We start from the raw sequence: 19,784 nt of genomic DNA, 5'->3' as shown, positions 1-19,784 counted from the left end.
TATATAGAGGGAAAAACAGAAAAGGCTCTTACCTTTATCCTTCGCAAGCAAGTGATAATGGTAAGAGCCTTTTTTATTGCATGTTACCTGCTATTTACGATTGCTAGCAGGAACAGGTAATAGGCCGAGTGAGCGGCTATTTACTGAGATTGATTTACTGAGATTGGGTTATACCGCGCCTTCAAAGCCCATTTGTCGCCATGCTTCGAATGCAATAATAGCAACCGCGTTAGATAGGTTTAGGCTACGCGCGTCTGGCATCATTGGTATACGAATGCGTTGTTCCATTGGCATGCTTTCGATGAACTCAGCAGGCAGGCCACGAGTCTCAGGGCCAAACATCAACACATCACCTTGTTGGAATTTTGCATCAACGTGGTGACCTGTCGTTTTAGTGGTGCAAGCAAAGATGCGGAAATCACCCTCGCGTTCATTCTCTAGATACTCAAGGAAGGCTTCTAGATTCTTGTGACGCTTAACTCGTGCAAGGTCGTGATAATCTAAGCCCGCACGACGAACTTTTTTCTCTTCGAAATCAAAACCAAGCGGCTCGATAAGGTGCAGGTTTGCGCCGCAGTTAGCTGATAGGCGGATGATGTTACCCGTATTGGGCGCGATTTCTGGTTCGTATAGAGCGATATCAAACATGTTGGTTCACAAGAATAATCAAAGATAGCCAGAGTATACGGTGGCAAGCTGAGTGAGTACAGTTCGCCACCCTCAGCTTACGCTTGGTTCGCTAGTGCCTGCGCGTAGTTTTCAGATACCGCATTCCAATTCACTACGTTCCACCATGCATTGATGTAATCAGGACGACGGTTTTGGTAGCTGATGTAATAGGCGTGTTCCCAAACATCGAGTGCAAGAATGGGCTCGCCGTTACTGGCAACCGTATCCATCCACGGATTATCTTGATTTGAGGTCGAGATGATCTTCAGTTGTCCTTCTTCAACCACTAGCCAAGCGAAGCCTGAACCAAAGGTATTGATTGCCGCCTGAGCGAACTGATCTTGGAATGTCTCGAAATCTCCGAAAGTACTTTTGATAGCTTCGCCAAGCTCGCCCGTGGGTTCACCCCCACCGTCTTGCGACATGCAGTTCCAATACAAGATGTGATTGTAGTAACCGCCACCATTGTTACGAACCGCTGGGCTGTGCTGAGAAATGTTAGCGAAGATCTCGGTCAGAGACTGTTGCTCTAGCTCGTTGCCAGAAATAGCCGCAACAAACTTATCGTAGTAGGTTCTATGGTGCTTACTGTAATGCACTTCCATCGTCTTAGCATCAATGTAAGGTTCTAGGGCGTCGTAAGCGTAGGGTAAAGCAGGGAAAGTGTGTGACATGGTAAATCCTCCTTAATTAGAGGATTTACCATAATGATAATAACAATCATTATCAACTGCGATCTTTGTGGGGGTATTATGCCGGCAAGATTGGCAGGGTGATTTCGAGTTGTAATCCACCGAGCTGGCTACGGCTTGCAGTGATGGTTCCGCTGTGTTGGCGAATCGCACTTTCTGTAATGGTGAGGCCAAGCCCGGTGCCACCTGAATTACGATCGCGTGCCGTTGAAACTCGGTAGAACGGTCTGAAGATAGAATCCAGTTCATCCTCCGGGACACCATCACCGTTGTCATTGACGCAAATCGTCAGCTGATCTTGGACAACATGGAATTGCACATCCACTTGGTCTTTGCCGTAGTAGATAGCATTGCGCGTAATATTGTCTAAGGCACTCATCAGCAGCTTAGGATTACCCGAAATAGAACGCTCTGGGATCTCTGAAAACGTCAGTAATTTACCCATCTGTTCAGCTTCAAACTCTGCATCTTTTAAGATCTCCTCCCATAAGCTCGAGATAGGTTGAACCTCACGAGTAATGTGGCTGTCGACCTGCATACGAGATAGCGTCAGTAGCTCACTGATCATTTGTTCCAAACGCTGCGCTTCGGTATCAATACGTTCTAATTCTTGGCTCTCACCTTGCTTACGAATTGCCAGTGCATTGGCCATGCGTAGACGAGTCAATGGCGAGCGCAGTTCGTGTGAGATATCAGAAAGTAGGCGCTGTTGCCCCGAAATCATCTGGTTTACCGCTTCCACCATTTGGTTAAAGCTTTCACCCGCTTGTCTGAATTCTGATGTGCCTTTTTCAAGTTGAGGGTCGACCTCAAATTGCCCTTTTGCTACGCGTTGCGCTGCGCGCTCTAGCCTACGTGCGGGTTGGCTTAATGCCCAAGCCAACCATAGCAATAGCGGGGTACTTGCTAGCATTACCGCAAGCAACAGTTGTAAAGGTCTATCAAACAGTCGCAGCAAAAATGGCGGTGGTTGGTTCCATTTTACTCCGGCATACATCAGTAATTCTTCACCAGCGAGTGTGATAGGTACTGGCCCTGCCACCATGTAGTGTCCGTATAGTTTCTGTTTTGGTACTTCAGGGTTATCAATCGAGGTAACAAAGTTGCGAATCGCCTTAAGCTTATAGTCCGAATGTCTTTTTGACGTAAGGACAGCGCCTTCTAGGTCGGTTAAATAGATGCGAGCACGAGAATCCTTGCGGCTACGTGGTGCCTCAAGTTGGAACACAATTTTGCCTAGATTAGGTTCTTTGGCGTAGCGTTTCTCTGTGATTTTAGCGATACGCTCGAGTTTATCGAGGTGATCTGCGGGCACATCTCGCGCCACTCGAGGGTCTAAATGGGGAAGTGACAGCACCGACAAAAGCACCAGTAACATGGTGAACCAAAAGATAGCAAAGATACGTCCATATAAGCTGGTGATTTTAGGGATGCGCATTAATCTTCCTCTACCAATAAGTATCCGCGGCCTCGTAAGGTTTTGATGCGAGACTTACCGTCAGTACGTTCTGGAATCTTCTTGCGCAGATTGGATATGTGCATGTCTATCGCGCGGTCAAACGCCGCCAGCCTTTTGCCTAAAACATCCAAGCTCAGTGCTTCTTTGGTGATCACTTGTCCTGGGTTTTGGATGAGATGGCTCAGTAAAGCGAATTCTGTGGTGGTGAGATCGATAATCTGTCCATTACAGTAAGCCTCTTGCTTGCCAGGGAAGACTTCGATGTCTTGGTATTGAATGATGTCGCTGGCTGATTTAGGCGCGGTGTTAGTCTGTGTTCTACGCAAGATGGCACGAATACGAGCGAGCAGTTCTCGGTCACTGAACGGCTTTGGCAAATAATCATCTGCGCCAAGTTCAAGGCCAATAACACGGTCGATCTCTTCGCCTTTGGCAGTCAGCATCAATACTGGTGTTTCCCAGTTTTCTCTCAGCTTCTTTAGCGTTTCCATACCGTTAAGGCGCGGCATCATCACATCCAAAAGAATCAGATCAATCTCATCATTGATAGCGTCAAGCCCCGCATAGCCATCATTGGCTTCGGAAACAGTGAAGCCCTCAAAGCTCAGGATGTCTTTAAGTAAGCTGGTTAGTTCTGTGTCGTCATCAATAAGAAGAATGTTCGCCATTGGGAAGCCTTAATCGGTTATCTACTATTTACACGTTAATAATACTGCTAATTATTCGTCAACTTTCACTCTTTACGATTCTTTACGCTTTCTAAACGTCACTTTACGAGGGAAAGACTAATCTATATCTAAGCGCTGAGAAACAGACGCAATACATGACTTATTATACCGAATCGAGGCAACAATTATGAAAATGACTAAGAAACTTGTACTAGTAGCAGCGGCACTTCCACTTATGTTAGGTACAGCGAGTGCGTTTGCATACGGCGGTGGTGATAAAGGTGATCACAAAGGTATGCACGGTAAGTGTGGTGGCTTCGATAAGAAAGTGATGCGCCAACTAGACCTGACGGATGCTCAAAAAACAGAACTAAAAGAGATGCGCGAAGCGAACCGCGCTGAGATGAAAGCAAAACACTCAGGCAACAAAGCAGATAAAATGGCGCAAATGAAAGCGCATCACGAGAAAGTTCAAGATCTAGTTCTAGCTGATACTTTTGATGAAGCTGCAGCAAACGACCTAGCAAGCCAAATGGTTGAGAAGCAAACAGAGCGTCGCGTAGCAATGCTTAAGAAGCAACACCAAATGATGAGCGTACTAACGCCTGAGCAAAAGACTCAGCTGAAAGAAATCCAACAAGAGCGCATGGCGAAGTGTGCTGACAAAATGGAAAAACGCATGAACAAAGACAAGTAATTCATGGCTTGAGAAAGCTGAATTGATTGAAAGCGTTTAGAAAGAAGCGGCCTAGTGCCGCTTTTTTGATCTTTAAAAATGAATGTATTACATCATGGCTGTCATATTCAATCGGTTGTTTGCGGGTTATACTTTGTGCTATTAGTCACTTTATAGCCAATTTATGAAACAAGAATACGCACGTTTAGTTACGCTCGCCGCTTGGGCTGCCACCATCATTGCCTCCATATTATTGGTTGTGAAGGTTGCTGCGTGGTGGGTGACAGGTTCAGTCAGTTTATTAGCTTCTGTGGTTGATTCGCTGTTGGATATCGCCGCTTCTGTCGTCAACCTAGTGGTGGTTCGCTACTCTCTTCAGCCTGCCGATAAAGAACATACCTTTGGTCATGGTAAGGCTGAGTCTCTTGCTGCATTAGCGCAGGCAATGTTTATTTCCGGTTCCGCTTGTTTCCTTATTCTTAATGGTATTGAGCGTTTCTTCCGACCGCATGAGCTGAACTCTCCTGAAATTGGTATTTATGTCAGCTTGTTCGCGATCGTAATGACCTTTGGTTTGGTTCGATTCCAAAAACATGTCGTAAACAAAACCGGTAGCCAAGCCATTGCGGCTGATTCACTGCACTATCAGACCGATCTTTATATGAACGCCGCTATTATGTTGGCACTGGCGTTGAGTTGGTTTGGCATTGGTCAGGCGGATTCGGTGTTCGCGATTGGTATTGGTATCTACATCCTGTACAGCGCTTACCAAATGGCGATGGAAGCCGTGCAATCTTTGCTTGATCATAAGCTGCCAGATGAAGAGCTGAAACAGATTAAAGAGACATCATTGAGCATTGAAGGTGTGTTGGGTGTGCATCAATTACGAACTCGTCGTTCGGGGCCGATTCGCTTTATCCAACTGCATTTAGAATTGGAAGATAATATCCCACTTATTGAAGCGCATCGCATTTCTGATGAAGTGGAGGCCAAGCTTATCTCTGTGTTCCCTGATGCTGATGTATTAATTCATCAAGACCCGTATTCGGTGGTGTTTGGCCCGGAGAAGCAGCAGAAATTCCATTCTTGGTAATAGGTGGGAAAAGCAGCCCGCAAATGGTAAGTGGGTGGCTTTTGAACTAAAGTGAGTAAAAATTGCGAATTCTTTGGTGATACAAAAACCACCGCATAACAATTAATGTTGATTCTGATGTGAATCAACAAAGTTACTGAGTAAAACTGTAATACTCTTACAGAAGTAGAAATGTTACATAAATTTACGCGATTTAAGTGCTATTCCCATTGAGGAAATGTAACATAAAGCACATATATAGATTTAAAATCTTGTTGATATACAATCGGCAAGCAAAAGAATTGAATAATAGATTCCCAAAAATCGAGGGTGAGCATGATTAAGAAGATCGGTGTTTTGACCAGTGGTGGTGACGCTCCAGGCATGAACGCAGCAGTACGTGGCGTAGTTCGTACCGCACTATCAGTTGGCATTGAAGTTTACGGCATTTACGATGGCTACCAAGGCCTTGTTGAAGACCGTATTGAAAAGCTTGACCGTTCAAGCGTATCTGACGTCATCAACCGCGGCGGTACTTTTTTAGGTTCTGCACGTTTCCCTGAATTCAAAGATGTTAAAGTTCGCGAGAAAGGCATCGAGAACCTTAAGAAGCACGGTATCGAAGCACTTGTTGTTATCGGTGGCGACGGTTCTTACATGGGTGCTAAGAAACTGACAGAAATGGGTTACCCATGTATCGGTCTTCCAGGCACTATCGATAACGATATCGCAGGTACTGACTACACAATCGGTTACCTAACTGCACTTAACACAGTTATTGATTCAATCGACCGTCTACGTGACACGTCTTCTTCTCACCAACGTATTTCTATTGTTGAAATCATGGGCCGTCACTGTGGTGACCTTACGCTTATGTCAGCAATCGCGGGTGGTTGTGAGTACATCATTACTCCTGAAACTGGTCTAGATAAAGAGCAGCTAATCAGCAATATCCAAGATGGAATTGCGAAAGGTAAGAAGCACGCAATCATCGCTCTAACTGAGCTAATGATGGACGCGAACGAACTGGCTAAAGAGATCGAATCTTCAACAGGTCGTGAAACTCGTGCAACGGTTCTTGGTCACATCCAACGTGGTGGTCGTCCTACTGCATTTGACCGTGTACTGGCTTCACGCATGGGTAACTACGCTGTTCACCTTCTTCAAGAAGGCCACGGTGGTCGTTGTGTTGGTATCGAGAAAGAAGAACTTGTTCACCACGACATCATCGACTGTATCGAGAACATGCAGAACCCAGACCGTTCTGAGCTGTTCCGCGTTGCAGAAGAGTTGTTCTAAGCCACGTTTAGCGTTCGCTTAAAAGTATTAAGAACCGCTGATTTATCAGCGGTTTTTTTGTGCCTGTTGTTTGGCTTTAAAGCTTGAATCTCAAACGATAGGCAATAAAAAAGGCCAACCTAAGTTGACCTTTCATCTAATCTAAACGGTGAAGTTTAAATTAAGCTTTTGCTTCAGCTGCTGCTTTAGCGATAGCTGCGAAGCTTTTCGCGTCTAGAGCTGCGCCGCCAACTAGAGCACCGTCGATGTCTGGTTGTGCGAAGTAAGCTGCTGCGTTTTCTGGCTTAACAGAACCGCCGTATTGGATAACAACTTTCTTAGCAACGTCTTCAGATTTCTCTGCGATGTGAGCACGGATTTGAGCGTGGATGCGTTGTGCATCTTCAGCTGTAGCTGCTTTACCAGTACCGATAGCCCAGATTGGTTCGTAAGCGATGATAGCGCCTTCAAGAGCTTCAACACCTTGAGTGTTGATAACAGCGTCAAGTTGACGAGCACATACAGCAACAGTTTCGCCTGCTTCGTTTTGTGCATCAGACTCACCGATACAAAGAACTGGAGTTAGGCCGTTCTCTTTTAGGAATGCGAATTTCTTAGCAACGAATTCGTCAGACTCAGCGTGGTATTCACGACGCTCAGAGTGACCGATGATGATGTGAGATGCGCCGAACTCTTTAAGCATTGCTGGAGACATGTCGCCAGTGAATGCACCGCTGTTGTTTAGGTCAGAGTTTTGAGCACCTAGGATGATCGCGCTGCCCGCTTCAGTAAGCGTACGCTCAGCAAGATCAACGAAAAGTGCTGGTGGAGCAACTGCTACGTCTACGCCTGTTACGCCTTCAAGTTCAGCGTTAAGACCGTTTAGTAGATCAACAACCATTTCTTTGCTGCCGTTTAGTTTCCAGTTACCCATAACTACAGGATGACGCATAGGGATATCTCCAAAGTATTTAAATAAATCGAATGTAAAAAAGTAAACTTTATTACGAAATAATATAACAGAATAATATCAACAGATCATGACTGTGGTCATGACTTTCTTGGATCTTACTCAATGGTCAGAGTAGATTTTGAGCATATATCAGTGATCCGGCAGACAGAATAATAGCTAACTTCTCGGATTTTTCATCGTTAGTTGCTATTAAGGGACAAACGATTGCGTTAACAATAGGAAGTAATAATGCCGAATCTAGTTCTAGAGTACTCAAATTCAGTGGATGAGCGAGTGAATATCCAAGGTTTACTAGAAGATCTTCATCAAGTTACATTAAACTGTGGTTTGTTTGATGTACCTTCTGTGAAGTCTCGTTCACTGCGCTGTCATAACTGGTTGGTCGGTGATGAAGAGGACAATGTGGATTTTGTTCATATTAGCTTCGAGTTACTTTCAGGGCGTACCGAAGAACAGAAAAGAGAATTGTCGCGTTTGTTGATGCAAACCTTACAAGAACAGGCAAGCCATATCCGCAGCCTAACGGTCAACATAAGGGATATGGATAAAAGTTGCTTTCAGAAAGTGATTAACTAGCTAAAAATAATCAACGAACTAAAAGTGATTAACTGACTATTTGCTGCTAACTTTTTGGTAGCGTATTAATTTTTTGAGTATTTAAGATGTCGATGAAAGATTTACTGCTCTCTTTCAAAGGGAGAATTGGTCGTAAGACTTACTGGGTTTGGAATATTTTCTACTATATCGCGATTACTGGTTTTGCCACCGGTATCTCGGTTTTGTTCCCAGCATACTCCTATCTCCTGTTACCAATCTTCCTTCTATTACTTGTTATTCCAGATCTTGCTGTTACCGCTAAGCGCTGGCATGACCGCAACAAGTCTAACTACTGGCTATTGCTGAATGTACCGCTCGTACTCGGGCGACTTGCATCACCTATGGCTGCGACTACGACAGAGCCAGTATTGCCTATTCACATGGTGGCAACGGTTGCTGCACTAGTGTGTGGTTTGTGGATCTTGGTAGAATGCGGTTTGATGAAAGGCACTGAAGGTCGCAATGATTACGGTGAAGATCCCGTTTAAAGATTGGATGATTCATCAGTAAAAAGGGAGCATTGCGCTCCCTTTTTTGTTCTAAGGCATTTTGTTTTTAATGCGTTTTTTTCACTAATACATTTTAGCTTTCAGTACATTTTTGGCTCTGTATTTGGCCTGAAAGGCACGACATTTTCAGGCAGAGATTCTTCAAAATCGCAGCGGCCTTTGAGTGCATCTTGGAATTTACAGACCTGACAGCGCAGCTCTTGCATCAGAACAACATTAGCGTGATGTGGATTCTTGCAGCGGCTGACGACTAAATCGATATGACTTTGTTGAGCGCGAAGCCTGTTTTGCATGGTCTCTGAGGCTGAGCAAATCATCTGTTCGCACATCTCGTGTTTGAATTGATCGAATGCTTTCGGATCGCTTTTCGCGAGTTGGACCAGTTCATCAAAAGGGGGCAGTTTTTGATTGGGCTGTGGATGTGCCATGATTCCTTCCTTAGCATTAAGCATGTTTCATATGCTTTAAGCTTAAGAAAGAAATTTGTACAAATTTTAATCTATTGGTGTTTTCTCAATATTGAGACAGGATCAGTAACTTGGCGTTAGGGTATAAGTACAACGACGCTCGCCAGTAATGATGTGTTCAGTGCGGATCACATGACATTCATCTTTGAGTAATTCTTTGAAAACATTGAGCTCAGATTGGCACAGGCTAGGGCAGCGAGTCGCAGCCTTGCAGATAGGGCAGTGGTTCTCGATCAAGATGTAGTGATCGTCATGCTCTTGAAGTTCAGCCATGTAGCCTTCGTCTTCACGCAGCTGGGTGAGTTTTTTAAGCTTGCTGATCAGCGAGTCACAATCAGACAGCGCGGTTTGATATTGCTTAAGGGTGTGTTGTTCACGCTCGGCCGCAACCTTAGCTAACCCCTCTTTACCAAACAGATTCTCGACAGCATCGATCACTTGAATGGTGAGCTCACCATGTCGATCTGAAAATTGACCATGGCCTTGTTGAGTCAGGGACCAGTGGCGAGTCGGGCGACCCACTTTTACTTTAACATCATGAAACGCAAGAATACCGTCATCTTCCAAACTTTGTAGGTGCTGTCTGGCACCCATTGTCGTCATGCCAAATTCTTCTGACAGTTGTTTCGCGGTTACCGCGCCTTGACGCTTAATGGTCTGTAAGATTTTGTCGCTTGTTTTCATACTATCTCTACCTAATGAACCTTACTATTATGAGGCAAGGTGTTTATAAAGCAAACCATTTACTATGGCGTAGGTGAAATGCACAGGTTATTGATGGCCAATAAAACAAAAGGCTGATACTTGGTATCAGCCTTCGCGTGTTCTGTTGAACCTAGTTTAGGTTTACAGGATGTGACCAATCACTTCTGGGTCTTTACGTTCTAGATAGTGAATAGACTTGATGCGACGAATAGTACGGCAGCGACCACGGATAAGCAGTGTTTCTGTAGTTGCGATATTGCCTGTACGTGTGATGCCCTCTAGAAGGTCACCCTTAGTAATGCCGGTTGCTGAGAATACAACGTTGTCGCTACGAGCCATGTCTTCCATCTTCAATACGATGCCCGCCGTTACGCCCATTTCTGCACAACGCTCTAGTTCAAGCTCACCGTGTTTGCGGTTCTCTTCTGTATCGCCTTTTACTTCATGACGAGGAAGCAGACGTGCGTGCATGTCGCCGTCGAGTGCGCGAATAACCGCAGCCGAAACCACGCCTTCAGGCGCGCCGCCGATGCAGTACATTACGTCGACTTCACTGTCTGGCATACACGTGAGGATAGAAGCAGCAACATCACCATCTGGCACTGCGAATACACGAACGCCCATTGCTTGCATATCGGCAATCACTTGATCATGACGTGGCTTAGCCAGTGTGGTTACTACCAGTGTATCGAGTGTTTTACCTAGTGCTTTCGCAATGTTTTCTAGGTTTTCTGTCAGTGGCAGTTCTAGGTCAATCACGCCTTTTGCGCCAGGACCAACAACCAATTTTTCCATGTACATGTCAGGTGCTTTTAGGAAGCTACCTTTTTCGCCTGCAGCCAATACAGCCAATGCATTTGATTGGCCCATTGCTGTCATGCGTGTCCCCTCAATTGGGTCAACGGCGATATCTACCGCATCACCGCCAATACCGACGTTTTCGCCGATGTATAGCATAGGTGCATCATCGATTTCACCTTCGCCGATAACGATCTCGCCGCTAATTTCGGTTTTGTTCAGTAGGCTACGCATTACTTCTACAGCAGCGCCATCTGCAGCGTTTTTATCGCCGCGGCCAAGCCACTTGTAACCAGCTAGTGCTGCACCTTCAGTGACACGAGAGAATGACATTGCTAAATCGCGTTTCATGCGGACTCCAAAATTTTCAAAAGGGGAATAGAAATTTCGCGGCGAATTTTACCATATCCCAAAGGAAACGTTTGCCTTTTTGTTTTTTGGGGATTGCTCTTGATCAATTTGCGGGTGAAAACAGGTAATATTCATCAAAATAATCAGTCTGTTGTCGCGGTAGTAATAATTCACGTCAATATTCGGTAAAAAGCGCTGTTTTTTTCATCGAATGGCGCAAAATATCGAATATATTGAGTGTTTATCCTTGCTCTGCTGAGTAGAATGGGGAAATAAGTGGAGTAGACCTTCACCATCAAACGGATAACTTAAAGGTAGGCCAGAATGTCTTTTGAAGTACTAGAGCAGCTAGAAGCAAAAATTCAAACAGCAGTAGATACAATTGCACTTCTTCAAATGGAAGTGGAAGAGCTTAAAGAAGAGAAACAAGCACTAGCAACAGAAGCTGGTGAGCTTAAAGAAAGCCGTCACGAGCTAGAGCAAAAAACTCAGCAAATGCAGGAAGAGCATTCAGCGTGGCAAGATCGCATCCGTAACCTTCTTGGTAAAATGGATGACGTAGAGTAATTGACTCTTCAGATTTAAAAAAACGCCCGCTACTGAGTAGCGGGCGTTTTTGTTTGTATTCTTATGCTTCGTGTTCTTATGGTTGTTTTATTATTTGAAGCTGAGTGAGAGTTACTCGATCTCTTCTTCTTCAACATCCAGATCAAGTTCTACATCTAAAGGCTCTGCCGAAAGAATAATACCGGTGTTGTCAGCGTAGAGGTAATCTTCCGGTAAGAAGGTTACGCTGCCAAAGTTGACCGGTACGTCCAATTCGCCGACACCTGCTTGGCTCGCACCAACAGGGATTGAAGCCAAAGCCTGAATACCAATGTTCATGTCTTCTAGCTCATCGACTTCACGAACACAGCCGTAAACCACAATACCTTCCCACTCATTGTCTTCGACAAGTAGGGCAATCTCAGCATCGATCAGCGCTTTGCGTAGTGAGCCGCCACCATCGATTAACAACACACGTCCCAGACCATCTTGCTCTAATACGGAGCGAATCAAAGCATTGTCTTCAAAACACTTTAATGTCGTGATCTGTCCTGCGAAGGATGCACGTCCACCGAAGTTGCTGAACATGGGCTCCACGACATCAACTTGATCCAAATATATGTCGCACAGTGCTGAAGTGTTGTATTCCATTAGTATACCTTTTGAACAATGAGCTTACTTTGAGTATATCGGTGCTTGATCCCTTTGCAATGATTAGTCTCATTTAACTCAATAGAGTTTGAGCTACGACAACCCCTGCAAACAATAGGTTAGTGACCAGTGAGCATTTCACAATCACTGGCATCATTGGTGCAATCTGCGCTGGTTTTTCGGTTTCCCAAACGGCCTTGCCATGTTTGTAAACAATAACAATGCTCAATAAAAACGGCAGGCTGATCCAGACCGGTTTTTCTTGAATCAGTAGGTAGATAGCGAAAGAAGCAAGGGCGAGCCCAAGCAGTGCAAAATGATAGTGCTTGGCTTTGCGTTGCCCTAGGCGAACCGCCATGGTGCGCTTACCACATTCACTGTCGTTCTCTATATCACGCATGTTGTTGATGTTGAGTACCGCAACCGCCATTAATCCACAGCCTAAGGCCGGAAGAAATAGGCTTGGCTCAACATGACCAGTGTGTAGGAAGTATGTGCCTGAAACGCCTAACAAACCGAAGAAGATAAATACCGATAAGTCGCCAAGGCCAATATAACCATAAGGTTTATTGCCCACTGTGTAAGCGATGGCAGCCATTATGGCTAATACGCCTAACGCGATGAAAGATAAGATGCTTTCAATCGAGGTTAAGGCATGAAAAATAAGAATCAGCCCAGCGAGCATGGTAAACACGATGTTGAGGATGATGGCTTGCTTCATGGTTTTCGCGGTCACCGCGCCGGATTGCATTGCGCGTGTTGGCCCCAGACGGTTTTCGTTGTCTGTGCCTTTTACTGCGTCACCATAGTCATTGGCTAGGTTCGATAAAATTTGTAATAAGGTGGCAGTTAAAAAAGCCAGTAGGGCTATTGATAGAGAAAACTGACCGCCGGCGAACGCTAAACTACTTCCTGTAAGAATAGAGACGAGTGCGAGAGGCAGAGTTTTTGGTCGTGCGGCATCAAGCCAAATCAGTAGAGATTGTTTCATCGTAGGTCTATTTCTTTGTAAGTCTTCGTTTCAAACTGTGATTTGAGTATACGCCCATTTTTCGGGTAATAAAAAGCCCACTCGAAAGTGGGCCTTGAATTCGCTTATTAGCTGCTATTTCTTTGAGATAGAGCAATAAGTTGGAGTTTTGTGTGCTACAGGATGAAGCGACTTAGGTCTTCGTCTTCTACGAGCTCGCCAAGCTTAGATATTACATAAGCTTCATCAATCAGCAATTTACTGCCTGCTCGGTCTGTTGCGTCAAATGAAATTTCATCCATTAGGCGCTCCATGACGGTGTGTAAACGACGCGCACCGATGTTTTCAGTGGTTTCGTTCACACGCCATGCTGCGTCTGCAATCTGGTTGATGCCATCTTCAGTGAACTCAATGCCGACATCTTCTGTTTTCATCAGGGCAATGTACTGCTCGGTCAGTGACGCCTTTGGTTCAGTAAGAATACGTTTGAAGTCATGTGCAGAAAGCGCTTCAAGTTCTACGCGGATTGGTAGACGACCTTGCAGTTCAGGGATCAGGTCAGATGGCTTAGCCACTTGGAAAGCACCTGATGTGATAAACAAGATGTGGTCAGTTTTAACCATGCCGTGCTTCGTTGATACTGTGCTGCCTTCGATTAGAGGCAGTAGGTCACGTTGAACACCTTCACGAGATACGTCTGGGCCTGAGCTGTCGCCACGCTTACAGATTTTGTCGATCTCATCGATGAATACGATGCCGTTGTTTTCAGCGTTGAAGATCGCGCTCTCTTTTAGCTCTTCTTGGTTCACAAGCTTCGCAGCTTCTTCTTCTGTCAGTGCTTTGAATGCGTCTTTGATTTTCATCTTACGCTTTTTCTTGGTGTCGCCAGCTAGGTTTTGGAACATGCCTTGCAGCTGGTTGGTCATCTCTTCCATACCAGGAGGTGACATGATTTCTACGCCCATTTGCGGTGCGGCCACATCGACTTCGATCTCTTTGTCGTCTAGCTTACCTTCGCGCAGTTTCTTGCGGAAAATCTGGCGAGTGTTTGAAGAGGTGGTGTCTTCAGTTGATTGCTCGTTCTGACCCCAAGCATCACGTGCTGGTGGTAGAAGGGCATCAAGAATGCGTTCTTCAGCTTGCTCTTCAGCGCGGTATTGTACTTTTTCCATCGCTTGTTGATGCGTCATCTTGATCGCAACGTCCGTTAGATCACGGATGATGGTCTCAACTTCTTTACCAACGTAGCCAACTTCGGTGAACTTAGTCGCTTCTACCTTGATGAACGGCGCATTAGCGAGTTTCGCTAGACGGCGAGCAATTTCAGTTTTACCCACACCCGTTGGGCCAATCATTAGGATGTTTTTTGGCGAAACTTCAACACGCAGGCTTTCTTCAAGCTGCATACGACGCCAGCGGTTACGTAGAGCGATAGCCACTGAACGCTTAGCGTTGTCTTGGCCGATAATGTGGCGATTGAGTTCGTGAACAATTTCGCGAGGAGTCATCTCAGACATGGTTTTTCCTTAATTCTTTAATCACTGTTGAATACAACGTTATTGATGGAAGCGGTCGTTACTCTGGCTTTGGCAGCTCAACGGTGCTTTCTAGTTCTTCAATAGTGTGGTGATGGTTGGTGAATACACAGATATCGCCAGCAATGTTCAGCGACTTTTCTGCGATTTCACGCGCATCTAAATCAGTATTTTCTAATAGTGCAGTCGCTGCTGCTTGAGCGAAGTTGCCGCCCGAACCGATCGCAATCAGGTCGTTCTCTGGTTGAACGACGTCGCCGTTACCAGTAATGATCAGCGAAGCGGTTTCATCCGCGACTGCTAGCAGTGCTTCTAATTTACGTAGAGCACGATCGCTACGCCAATCCTTCGCCAGCTCAACGGCAGCTTTGGTTAGGTGGCCTTGGTGCATTTGCAGCTTGCTTTCAAATTTTTCGAATAGCGTGAAAGCATCTGCCGTACCGCCAGCAAAACCAGCCAGTACTTTGTTGTTGTATAGGCGACGTACTTTACGGGCATTGCCCTTCATTACAGTATTGCCTAGAGATACTTGTCCATCACCCGCGATGACGACTTTATTATTACGACGTACAGATACAATGGTAGTCACGAGTAGGGCCTCTTAATATTTCTTATCTTTGGGTATAAAAAGTATATGAGGATGGTGCTCGGATAATTCAAGGAAGGGCGAGTGATGTCGCGCAACTTATCGGCGGAAGTTGTAAGGAAAACGGACTAAAGGGAGTAAATAAAAGAAAACCTCCACAATGGGAGGCTTTCGGAGTTTGGTTTTCGGCTTTTGCTAAGATTAAGACTGCGACTATCGCTAAATCTAATCGGTGTCTTTCCAAATAGCGCAAGGTTCGATTTTCGCCCGTTGCAGCTTATGACGATCGCGCTCGGCGTCACGCTTCAACTTGTATGGCCCTAAAACCACACGGTACCAGCTACTGCCGTCTTTTTTACGGATTTCACTCGAGATACCTTGGAACGCAATATCTAACTTGCGCGTTTCTGCCTGTGCTGACGTTTTGTAAGCGCCACACTGCATCACGTAAGGGATCTTAGAGATCTCTTGCTCTTTGGCTTTAACTTCAATCTCGCGGCTTGGCAGCGTTTCAACGTAGTCCCACTTCTCTTCAGGAGGCGGTGGAATCACTTTCGCTGGTTTTGGCTTAGGTTTTGGTTTGGTAGCCACAGGTGTTGGTGCTGGCGGCTCAGGATCATTACTCAATAAGTAAAGTCCATAACCAAAACCACCGGCAAGGAGGATCGCCAAAAGACCACTGCGCCAAGGTTTACGGCGAGGGGCTTGTTTCTTGGTCGGTTTTTTCGTGCCACGACCGCGCTTTACATAATCTCTATTAGCCACAAGACAATTCAATAGTTGCTGATTCTGTCCTCATGGTAATCCAGATTGCGCGAGGATAATAGTGCAGAAATGGAAGCGGCACATCAAAATGTGCCGCAGATTTATAAGGGTATTTCTGAGGGTTACATTCGAGGTGGTGCGGTGCTGCCTCTAACGACTAATTTAGCTTCAAGCAGACGCGAACCTGCTTGCACATCGTTGCCCTTCAATAGATCAAGCATCATCAACATCGCTTGGCGTCCAATCTCATAGCGAGGCTGAGAAATAGTGGTTAGCGGTGGATCGCAGTATTGAGCGAATTGGATGTCATCGAAGCCAACAATCGATAGGTCTTGAGGAACGCGTAAACCTAGCTTCTTCGTTTCTTGAATCGCACCAATCGCCATCGCATCGTTATGACAGAAGATCGCTGTAGGTTGTTCAGGAAGTGCTAGTAATTGACGAACCGCTTGCGCACCCGCTTCAAAGGTGAAATCGCCCACAGTGCTGTAAGCTGGGTTCATTGATACTCCAGCGCGGCGCAATGCTTGTTGGTAGCCTTGTTGACGGAACTTACACAGGGTTGCAGTCGTTGGTCCAGAGATCTGAGCGATGCGCTTATGACCTAACTGAGCGAGGTAATTCACGGCTTCAAATGCAGAGGTTAGGTTGTCGATGTGAACCGTTGGCAGTTCAAGCTCAGGTGCGAATTCACACGCCATAACCATTGGCGGTAAATTCTTTTGCTCAGGCTTACTGACATCAAACGGATGATCAGTGCCAAGCAGTAGCATACCGTCTGCTTGTTTTGTGAAGACCAAGTTAACAAATGAAGACTCACGCTTCTTTTGTTGACCACTGTCACCCAGTAGAACGAGGTAGTCATTCTCTACAGCGGCATCTTCGATACCACGAATGATTTCGGCGAAGTAAGGGTCACAGATATCAGGAACGATAGTGATGATGGTTTTTGATTCGTTGCGACGTAAATTTCTAGCTAATGTATTGGGTGAGTATCCAGCTTCAAGTACTGCTGTCTCAACTCGTTTACGAGTCGAAACCGAGACTTTTTCAGGGTTCATCAATGCACGTGATACCGTTGCCGTTGAGACGCCTGCTAGCTGGGCAACATCCTTCATTGTCGCCATAAATTAAACCCTCTTTTAAGTTCCTTTGTCGCCTAAGTATTTAAGGCGTGAATAATTAATACAATCGGATAGATATTATGAAAGTGTTGCTAACACTTTTTTTATTGCAATATTTTATTCGTTTCATCCGTGTAAAGTTACGGCTAGATTAACAAAAATCACATGACTAGTGTGAGGTTGCTCACGAGAAATATGAAATATTTGTGAACAAACTTATCATTAGTTTTAACCCAAGTAGGTTTAGCTCAAATCTTGCGGCTCAATATCGAGTGACCAACGGACTTTTTTCGCAGCAGGTAACATATTAATTGCCGGCTTCGCACTCATTAATAACTTCTGCATTAACGAACGAGTCTGAGTTTGTAGAATCAACTGCCAGCGTGATTTACCCGCTCGCTTGGCCAGTGGCGCTGGGGTGGGGCCTAGAACCATGCAATATTGGTCAAACAAGGGGTGCGATTCTAATGTATGACGAACTTGACGCAAGAACTCTTCCACCAAACGTGTGTCATTGGCTTCCGCTCTAAACAGAGTCATAAAGGTATAAGGTGGCAGCATCGCTTGTTTACGCTCGGCCAATGCGGTTTGGGCAAAGTGGTTATAGTCTTTGTGCAGCAACGCTTGTAACAAGCCATGTTCTGGATGGTGAGTTTGTAAGATAACCTCACCCGGCTTACTGGCACGGCCTGCTCGACCGGCGACTTGAGTAAACAGTTGAGCCAACCGTTCAGAGGCGCGGAAGTCACTACTATATAAAGAGGCGTCAACATCCAATAACGCCACAAGTGTCACGTCAGGAAAGTGGTGACCCTTAGCAAGCATCTGTGTGCCGATAAGAATTTGGTATTCACCTTTACGAATCGACTCGAGCGCGCTTTCTAAGCTGCCTTTGCGGCGGGTGCTGTCTCGGTCAATACGAATGGTTTTGTATTCAGGGAATAGCTGACCAAGTTGAGCCTCTAGCTGTTCGGTACCAACACCCACCGTCACTAAGTTCGCTGAACCACAACCTTGGCAATTGTGTACGATATGCTGCTGAGAACCACAGTGGTGGCAGCGCATTTCATTACTGTACTGGTGATAGGTGTAGTAGGCATCACAACGCTTACATTCTGCAGTCCAACCACAATCGTGACACATCAGTGCGGGAGAGAACCCACGACGGTTGAGAAACAACATCACTTGGTTGCCTGCTTTGAGGTGTCTTTGCATTTCAGCAATCAAAGAAGCAGACAAGCCACTTTCTAGATATTCACCTTTCACATCCAACACTTTATTGGTGGTCGGCAGCGCGACACCCGCACGTGAAGTAAGGGTGAGATAACTGTATTTACCGATCTGAGCGTTGTGCAGCGTTTCAAAGGCCGGAGTCGCCGAGCCTAACACAACCGGGATCTGCGCTTTATGAGCACGCATGATGGCTACATCACGAGCGTGGTAGCGTAGGCTATCTTGCTGCTTATAAGAGGCGTCGTGCTCTTCATCGACAATGATAATTCCCAGATCAGCGAAGGGGGTGAACAGAGCCGAGCGCGTACCAATCACAATGCCCGCTATTTTGTCTCGCGCTGATAACCAAGCATTCAGTCGTTCAGAATCGTTTAATCCAGAGTGAATCACCTCAACAGGCACATTAAAACGACGCTTAAAGCGATTAATCGTTTGTGGAGTGAGGCCTATTTCCGGTACCAAGACTAACGCTTGTTTACCTTGCTCGAGAATCGGCTTGATCATATTCAGGTAGACTTCGGTCTTACCTGAGCCGGTAACCCCCTCGAGCAAGAAGCAACTAAAATCGGTTTGGCTATTTACTGTCGCAATCGCGATCGCTTGTTCAGCATTGAGCTTCGGCTTGTCTTGTTCGTTTTCAAGTTCAACTGGCCATGGCTTGCGCTTCGGTTTTTTTTCTACCGACTCAATCCAACCTTTCTCTTCCAAAGTCTTAAGCACCGCGCTCCCGACTTCTTCATTAATGAATTCTTGATGAGGAACAGGGCCGTGCTCAAGCATGTGCATCACTTTGGCTTGCTTAACCGCACGACCAAAGCCTTGCATCAGTTGATCTCTGCCTGATGGGGTCAATTGCCACTCGACAAGCGTTGCGAAGTCGGCAGCTTTGCCTTTTCGTAAAGCGCTTGGTAGAGCATTAGCCAAGGTTTCACCCAGTGGATACTGATAGAACTGGCTGCACCATACCAAGAGTGAGTAGACCGATTCTGGCCAAACGGGTTGGTTGTCTAATAAGGCTTTAATGGGCTTGAGCTTGTCTAGATCGAATTCAGATTCGTTAACCAGAGCTGTAACAATACCAGTTAAGGTTTGTCGTCCAAAAGGCACAGAGACTCGTCCACCAATAATCGGGAATAGGTGGTTAGGAATCTTGTAATCGAACTGCTTGTCTAGTGGAACAGGCAGTGCCACGCGGGCAATCATTGGACGCATAAAGGGACAGCTTTATCTGAGTTGACGAGAGCGAACAGTCTAATGGATAAGGGCGTTAAATTCGAGGAGCAGTTTGGATGAGAGTATCGAGTTAACGCAGGAAGATAACGAGAGCCCGAAATCTCAGGCCGACAAAGGAAATAAAGAGGCTATTGGTGAAAAATGTATCAAATCAGTTGATCCTGCCTTATAGATTCATTACTATACTGCGCCTTAAAGGTATGGCTTTATCGCAGTTTAGTGATGCA

The 19,784-nt window shown here is 45.7% G+C and carries 21 protein-coding genes; 6 read left to right on the top strand and 15 right to left on the bottom strand.

Annotated elements, in window-relative coordinates:
* Positions 1-168: 168 nt before the first annotated feature.
* The 4 genes from OCU90_RS16255 to OCU90_RS16240 form a co-directional block, all read right to left on the bottom strand.
* Positions 169-648: a tRNA (cytidine(34)-2'-O)-methyltransferase gene (locus OCU90_RS16255; protein WP_061023596.1), complete on the bottom strand. Its 480-nt coding sequence runs from the start codon at positions 646-648 to the stop codon at positions 169-171.
* A gap of 77 nt (positions 649-725) precedes the next feature.
* Complete coding sequence (locus OCU90_RS16250; RefSeq protein WP_017077585.1) at positions 726-1,343, bottom strand: superoxide dismutase; 618 nt, start codon at positions 1,341-1,343, stop codon at positions 726-728.
* Positions 1,344-1,419: 76 nt separating this feature from the next.
* The gene (cpxA, locus tag OCU90_RS16245; RefSeq protein WP_017077586.1) at positions 1,420-2,799 is read right to left on the bottom strand and encodes an envelope stress sensor histidine kinase CpxA; all 1,380 of its coding nucleotides are present in this window, start codon (positions 2,797-2,799) and stop codon (positions 1,420-1,422) included.
* On the bottom strand, positions 2,799-3,488 hold the full coding sequence (locus OCU90_RS16240) for a response regulator (RefSeq protein ID WP_017077587.1): 690 nt from the start codon (positions 3,486-3,488) through the stop codon (positions 2,799-2,801). The genes cpxA and OCU90_RS16240 overlap by 1 nt, the downstream gene beginning before the upstream one ends.
* 187 nt (positions 3,489-3,675) lie before the next feature.
* Between OCU90_RS16240 and OCU90_RS16235 the strand changes: the two genes are divergently transcribed.
* The 3 genes from OCU90_RS16235 (at position 3,676) to pfkA (ending at position 6,535) form a co-directional block, all read left to right on the top strand.
* Entirely contained in the window at positions 3,676-4,185 is a 510-nt protein-coding gene (locus OCU90_RS16235; protein WP_017077588.1) for a CpxP family protein, read from the top strand.
* Positions 4,186-4,348: 163 nt separating this feature from the next.
* A complete protein-coding gene (gene fieF / locus OCU90_RS16230; protein ID WP_061023593.1) occupies positions 4,349-5,257 on the top strand; it encodes a CDF family cation-efflux transporter FieF in 909 nt (302 codons plus the stop codon).
* A gap of 315 nt (positions 5,258-5,572) precedes the next feature.
* The gene (pfkA, locus tag OCU90_RS16225) at positions 5,573-6,535 is read left to right on the top strand and encodes a 6-phosphofructokinase (protein ID WP_029223212.1); all 963 of its coding nucleotides are present in this window, start codon (positions 5,573-5,575) and stop codon (positions 6,533-6,535) included.
* A 160-nt stretch (positions 6,536-6,695) separates the two neighbouring features.
* Here the strand turns inward: pfkA and tpiA are convergent, their stop codons facing one another.
* The gene (gene tpiA, locus OCU90_RS16220; RefSeq protein ID WP_004729704.1) at positions 6,696-7,466 is read right to left on the bottom strand and encodes a triose-phosphate isomerase; all 771 of its coding nucleotides are present in this window, start codon (positions 7,464-7,466) and stop codon (positions 6,696-6,698) included.
* 249 nt (positions 7,467-7,715) lie between these two features.
* Between tpiA and OCU90_RS16215 the strand changes: the two genes are divergently transcribed.
* Entirely contained in the window at positions 7,716-8,063 is a 348-nt protein-coding gene (locus OCU90_RS16215) for a 5-carboxymethyl-2-hydroxymuconate Delta-isomerase (RefSeq protein WP_004729703.1), read from the top strand.
* Between the two features lie 86 nt (positions 8,064-8,149).
* Positions 8,150-8,572 carry a DUF805 domain-containing protein gene (locus OCU90_RS16210; RefSeq protein ID WP_061023592.1) on the top strand — a complete coding sequence of 141 codons (423 nt, stop codon included), beginning with the start codon at positions 8,150-8,152 and terminating at the stop codon, positions 8,570-8,572.
* Between the two features lie 101 nt (positions 8,573-8,673).
* Here OCU90_RS16210 and OCU90_RS16205 read toward each other — a convergent pair whose 3' ends face one another.
* The 3 genes from OCU90_RS16205 to glpX form a co-directional block, all read right to left on the bottom strand.
* Positions 8,674-9,021, bottom strand: coding sequence for a DUF3135 domain-containing protein (locus tag OCU90_RS16205; RefSeq protein WP_017077594.1), 348 nt, complete (start codon positions 9,019-9,021; stop codon positions 8,674-8,676).
* A gap of 102 nt (positions 9,022-9,123) precedes the next feature.
* Positions 9,124-9,744 carry a helix-turn-helix transcriptional regulator gene (locus tag OCU90_RS16200; RefSeq protein ID WP_061023590.1) on the bottom strand — a complete coding sequence of 207 codons (621 nt, stop codon included), beginning with the start codon at positions 9,742-9,744 and terminating at the stop codon, positions 9,124-9,126.
* A 162-nt stretch (positions 9,745-9,906) separates the two neighbouring features.
* Entirely contained in the window at positions 9,907-10,914 is a 1,008-nt protein-coding gene (gene glpX, locus OCU90_RS16195) for a class II fructose-bisphosphatase (protein ID WP_004729697.1), read from the bottom strand.
* Positions 10,915-11,238: 324 nt separating this feature from the next.
* Here glpX and zapB point away from each other — a divergent pair, with 324 nt between their 5' ends.
* Positions 11,239-11,481, top strand: a complete 243-nt coding sequence (gene zapB / locus OCU90_RS16190; protein WP_004729696.1) for a cell division protein ZapB — start codon at positions 11,239-11,241, stop codon at positions 11,479-11,481.
* A gap of 111 nt (positions 11,482-11,592) precedes the next feature.
* On the opposite strand, the gene rraA is transcribed toward zapB, so the two are convergent.
* From rraA to priA, 7 genes are all read right to left on the bottom strand, one after another.
* Positions 11,593-12,111 (bottom strand): ribonuclease E activity regulator RraA, encoded by a 519-nt coding sequence (gene rraA / locus OCU90_RS16185; RefSeq protein ID WP_061023589.1) that lies wholly within the window; start codon positions 12,109-12,111, stop codon positions 11,593-11,595.
* A 73-nt stretch (positions 12,112-12,184) separates the two neighbouring features.
* Complete coding sequence (locus OCU90_RS16180) at positions 12,185-13,102, bottom strand: 1,4-dihydroxy-2-naphthoate polyprenyltransferase (protein ID WP_017080187.1); 918 nt, start codon at positions 13,100-13,102, stop codon at positions 12,185-12,187.
* A gap of 155 nt (positions 13,103-13,257) precedes the next feature.
* Positions 13,258-14,598: an HslU--HslV peptidase ATPase subunit gene (gene hslU, locus OCU90_RS16175; RefSeq protein WP_017077598.1), complete on the bottom strand. Its 1,341-nt coding sequence runs from the start codon at positions 14,596-14,598 to the stop codon at positions 13,258-13,260.
* A 58-nt stretch (positions 14,599-14,656) separates the two neighbouring features.
* Positions 14,657-15,205 (bottom strand): ATP-dependent protease subunit HslV, encoded by a 549-nt coding sequence (hslV, locus tag OCU90_RS16170; protein WP_004729692.1) that lies wholly within the window; start codon positions 15,203-15,205, stop codon positions 14,657-14,659.
* Positions 15,206-15,427: 222 nt separating this feature from the next.
* Complete coding sequence (gene ftsN / locus OCU90_RS16165; protein WP_029222060.1) at positions 15,428-15,967, bottom strand: cell division protein FtsN; 540 nt, start codon at positions 15,965-15,967, stop codon at positions 15,428-15,430.
* Between the two features lie 122 nt (positions 15,968-16,089).
* Positions 16,090-17,094, bottom strand: coding sequence for a DNA-binding transcriptional regulator CytR (gene cytR, locus OCU90_RS16160; protein ID WP_017083807.1), 1,005 nt, complete (start codon positions 17,092-17,094; stop codon positions 16,090-16,092).
* A gap of 240 nt (positions 17,095-17,334) precedes the next feature.
* A complete protein-coding gene (gene priA, locus OCU90_RS16155) occupies positions 17,335-19,536 on the bottom strand; it encodes a primosomal protein N' (RefSeq protein WP_061023587.1) in 2,202 nt (733 codons plus the stop codon).
* Between the last annotated feature and the right edge of the window lie 248 nt (positions 19,537-19,784).

The organism is Vibrio splendidus (genome assembly GCF_024347615.1).
GTDB classification, from domain to species: domain Bacteria; phylum Pseudomonadota; class Gammaproteobacteria; order Enterobacterales; family Vibrionaceae; genus Vibrio; species Vibrio splendidus.
This window is presented reverse-complemented; position numbering and strand designations above follow the sequence as displayed.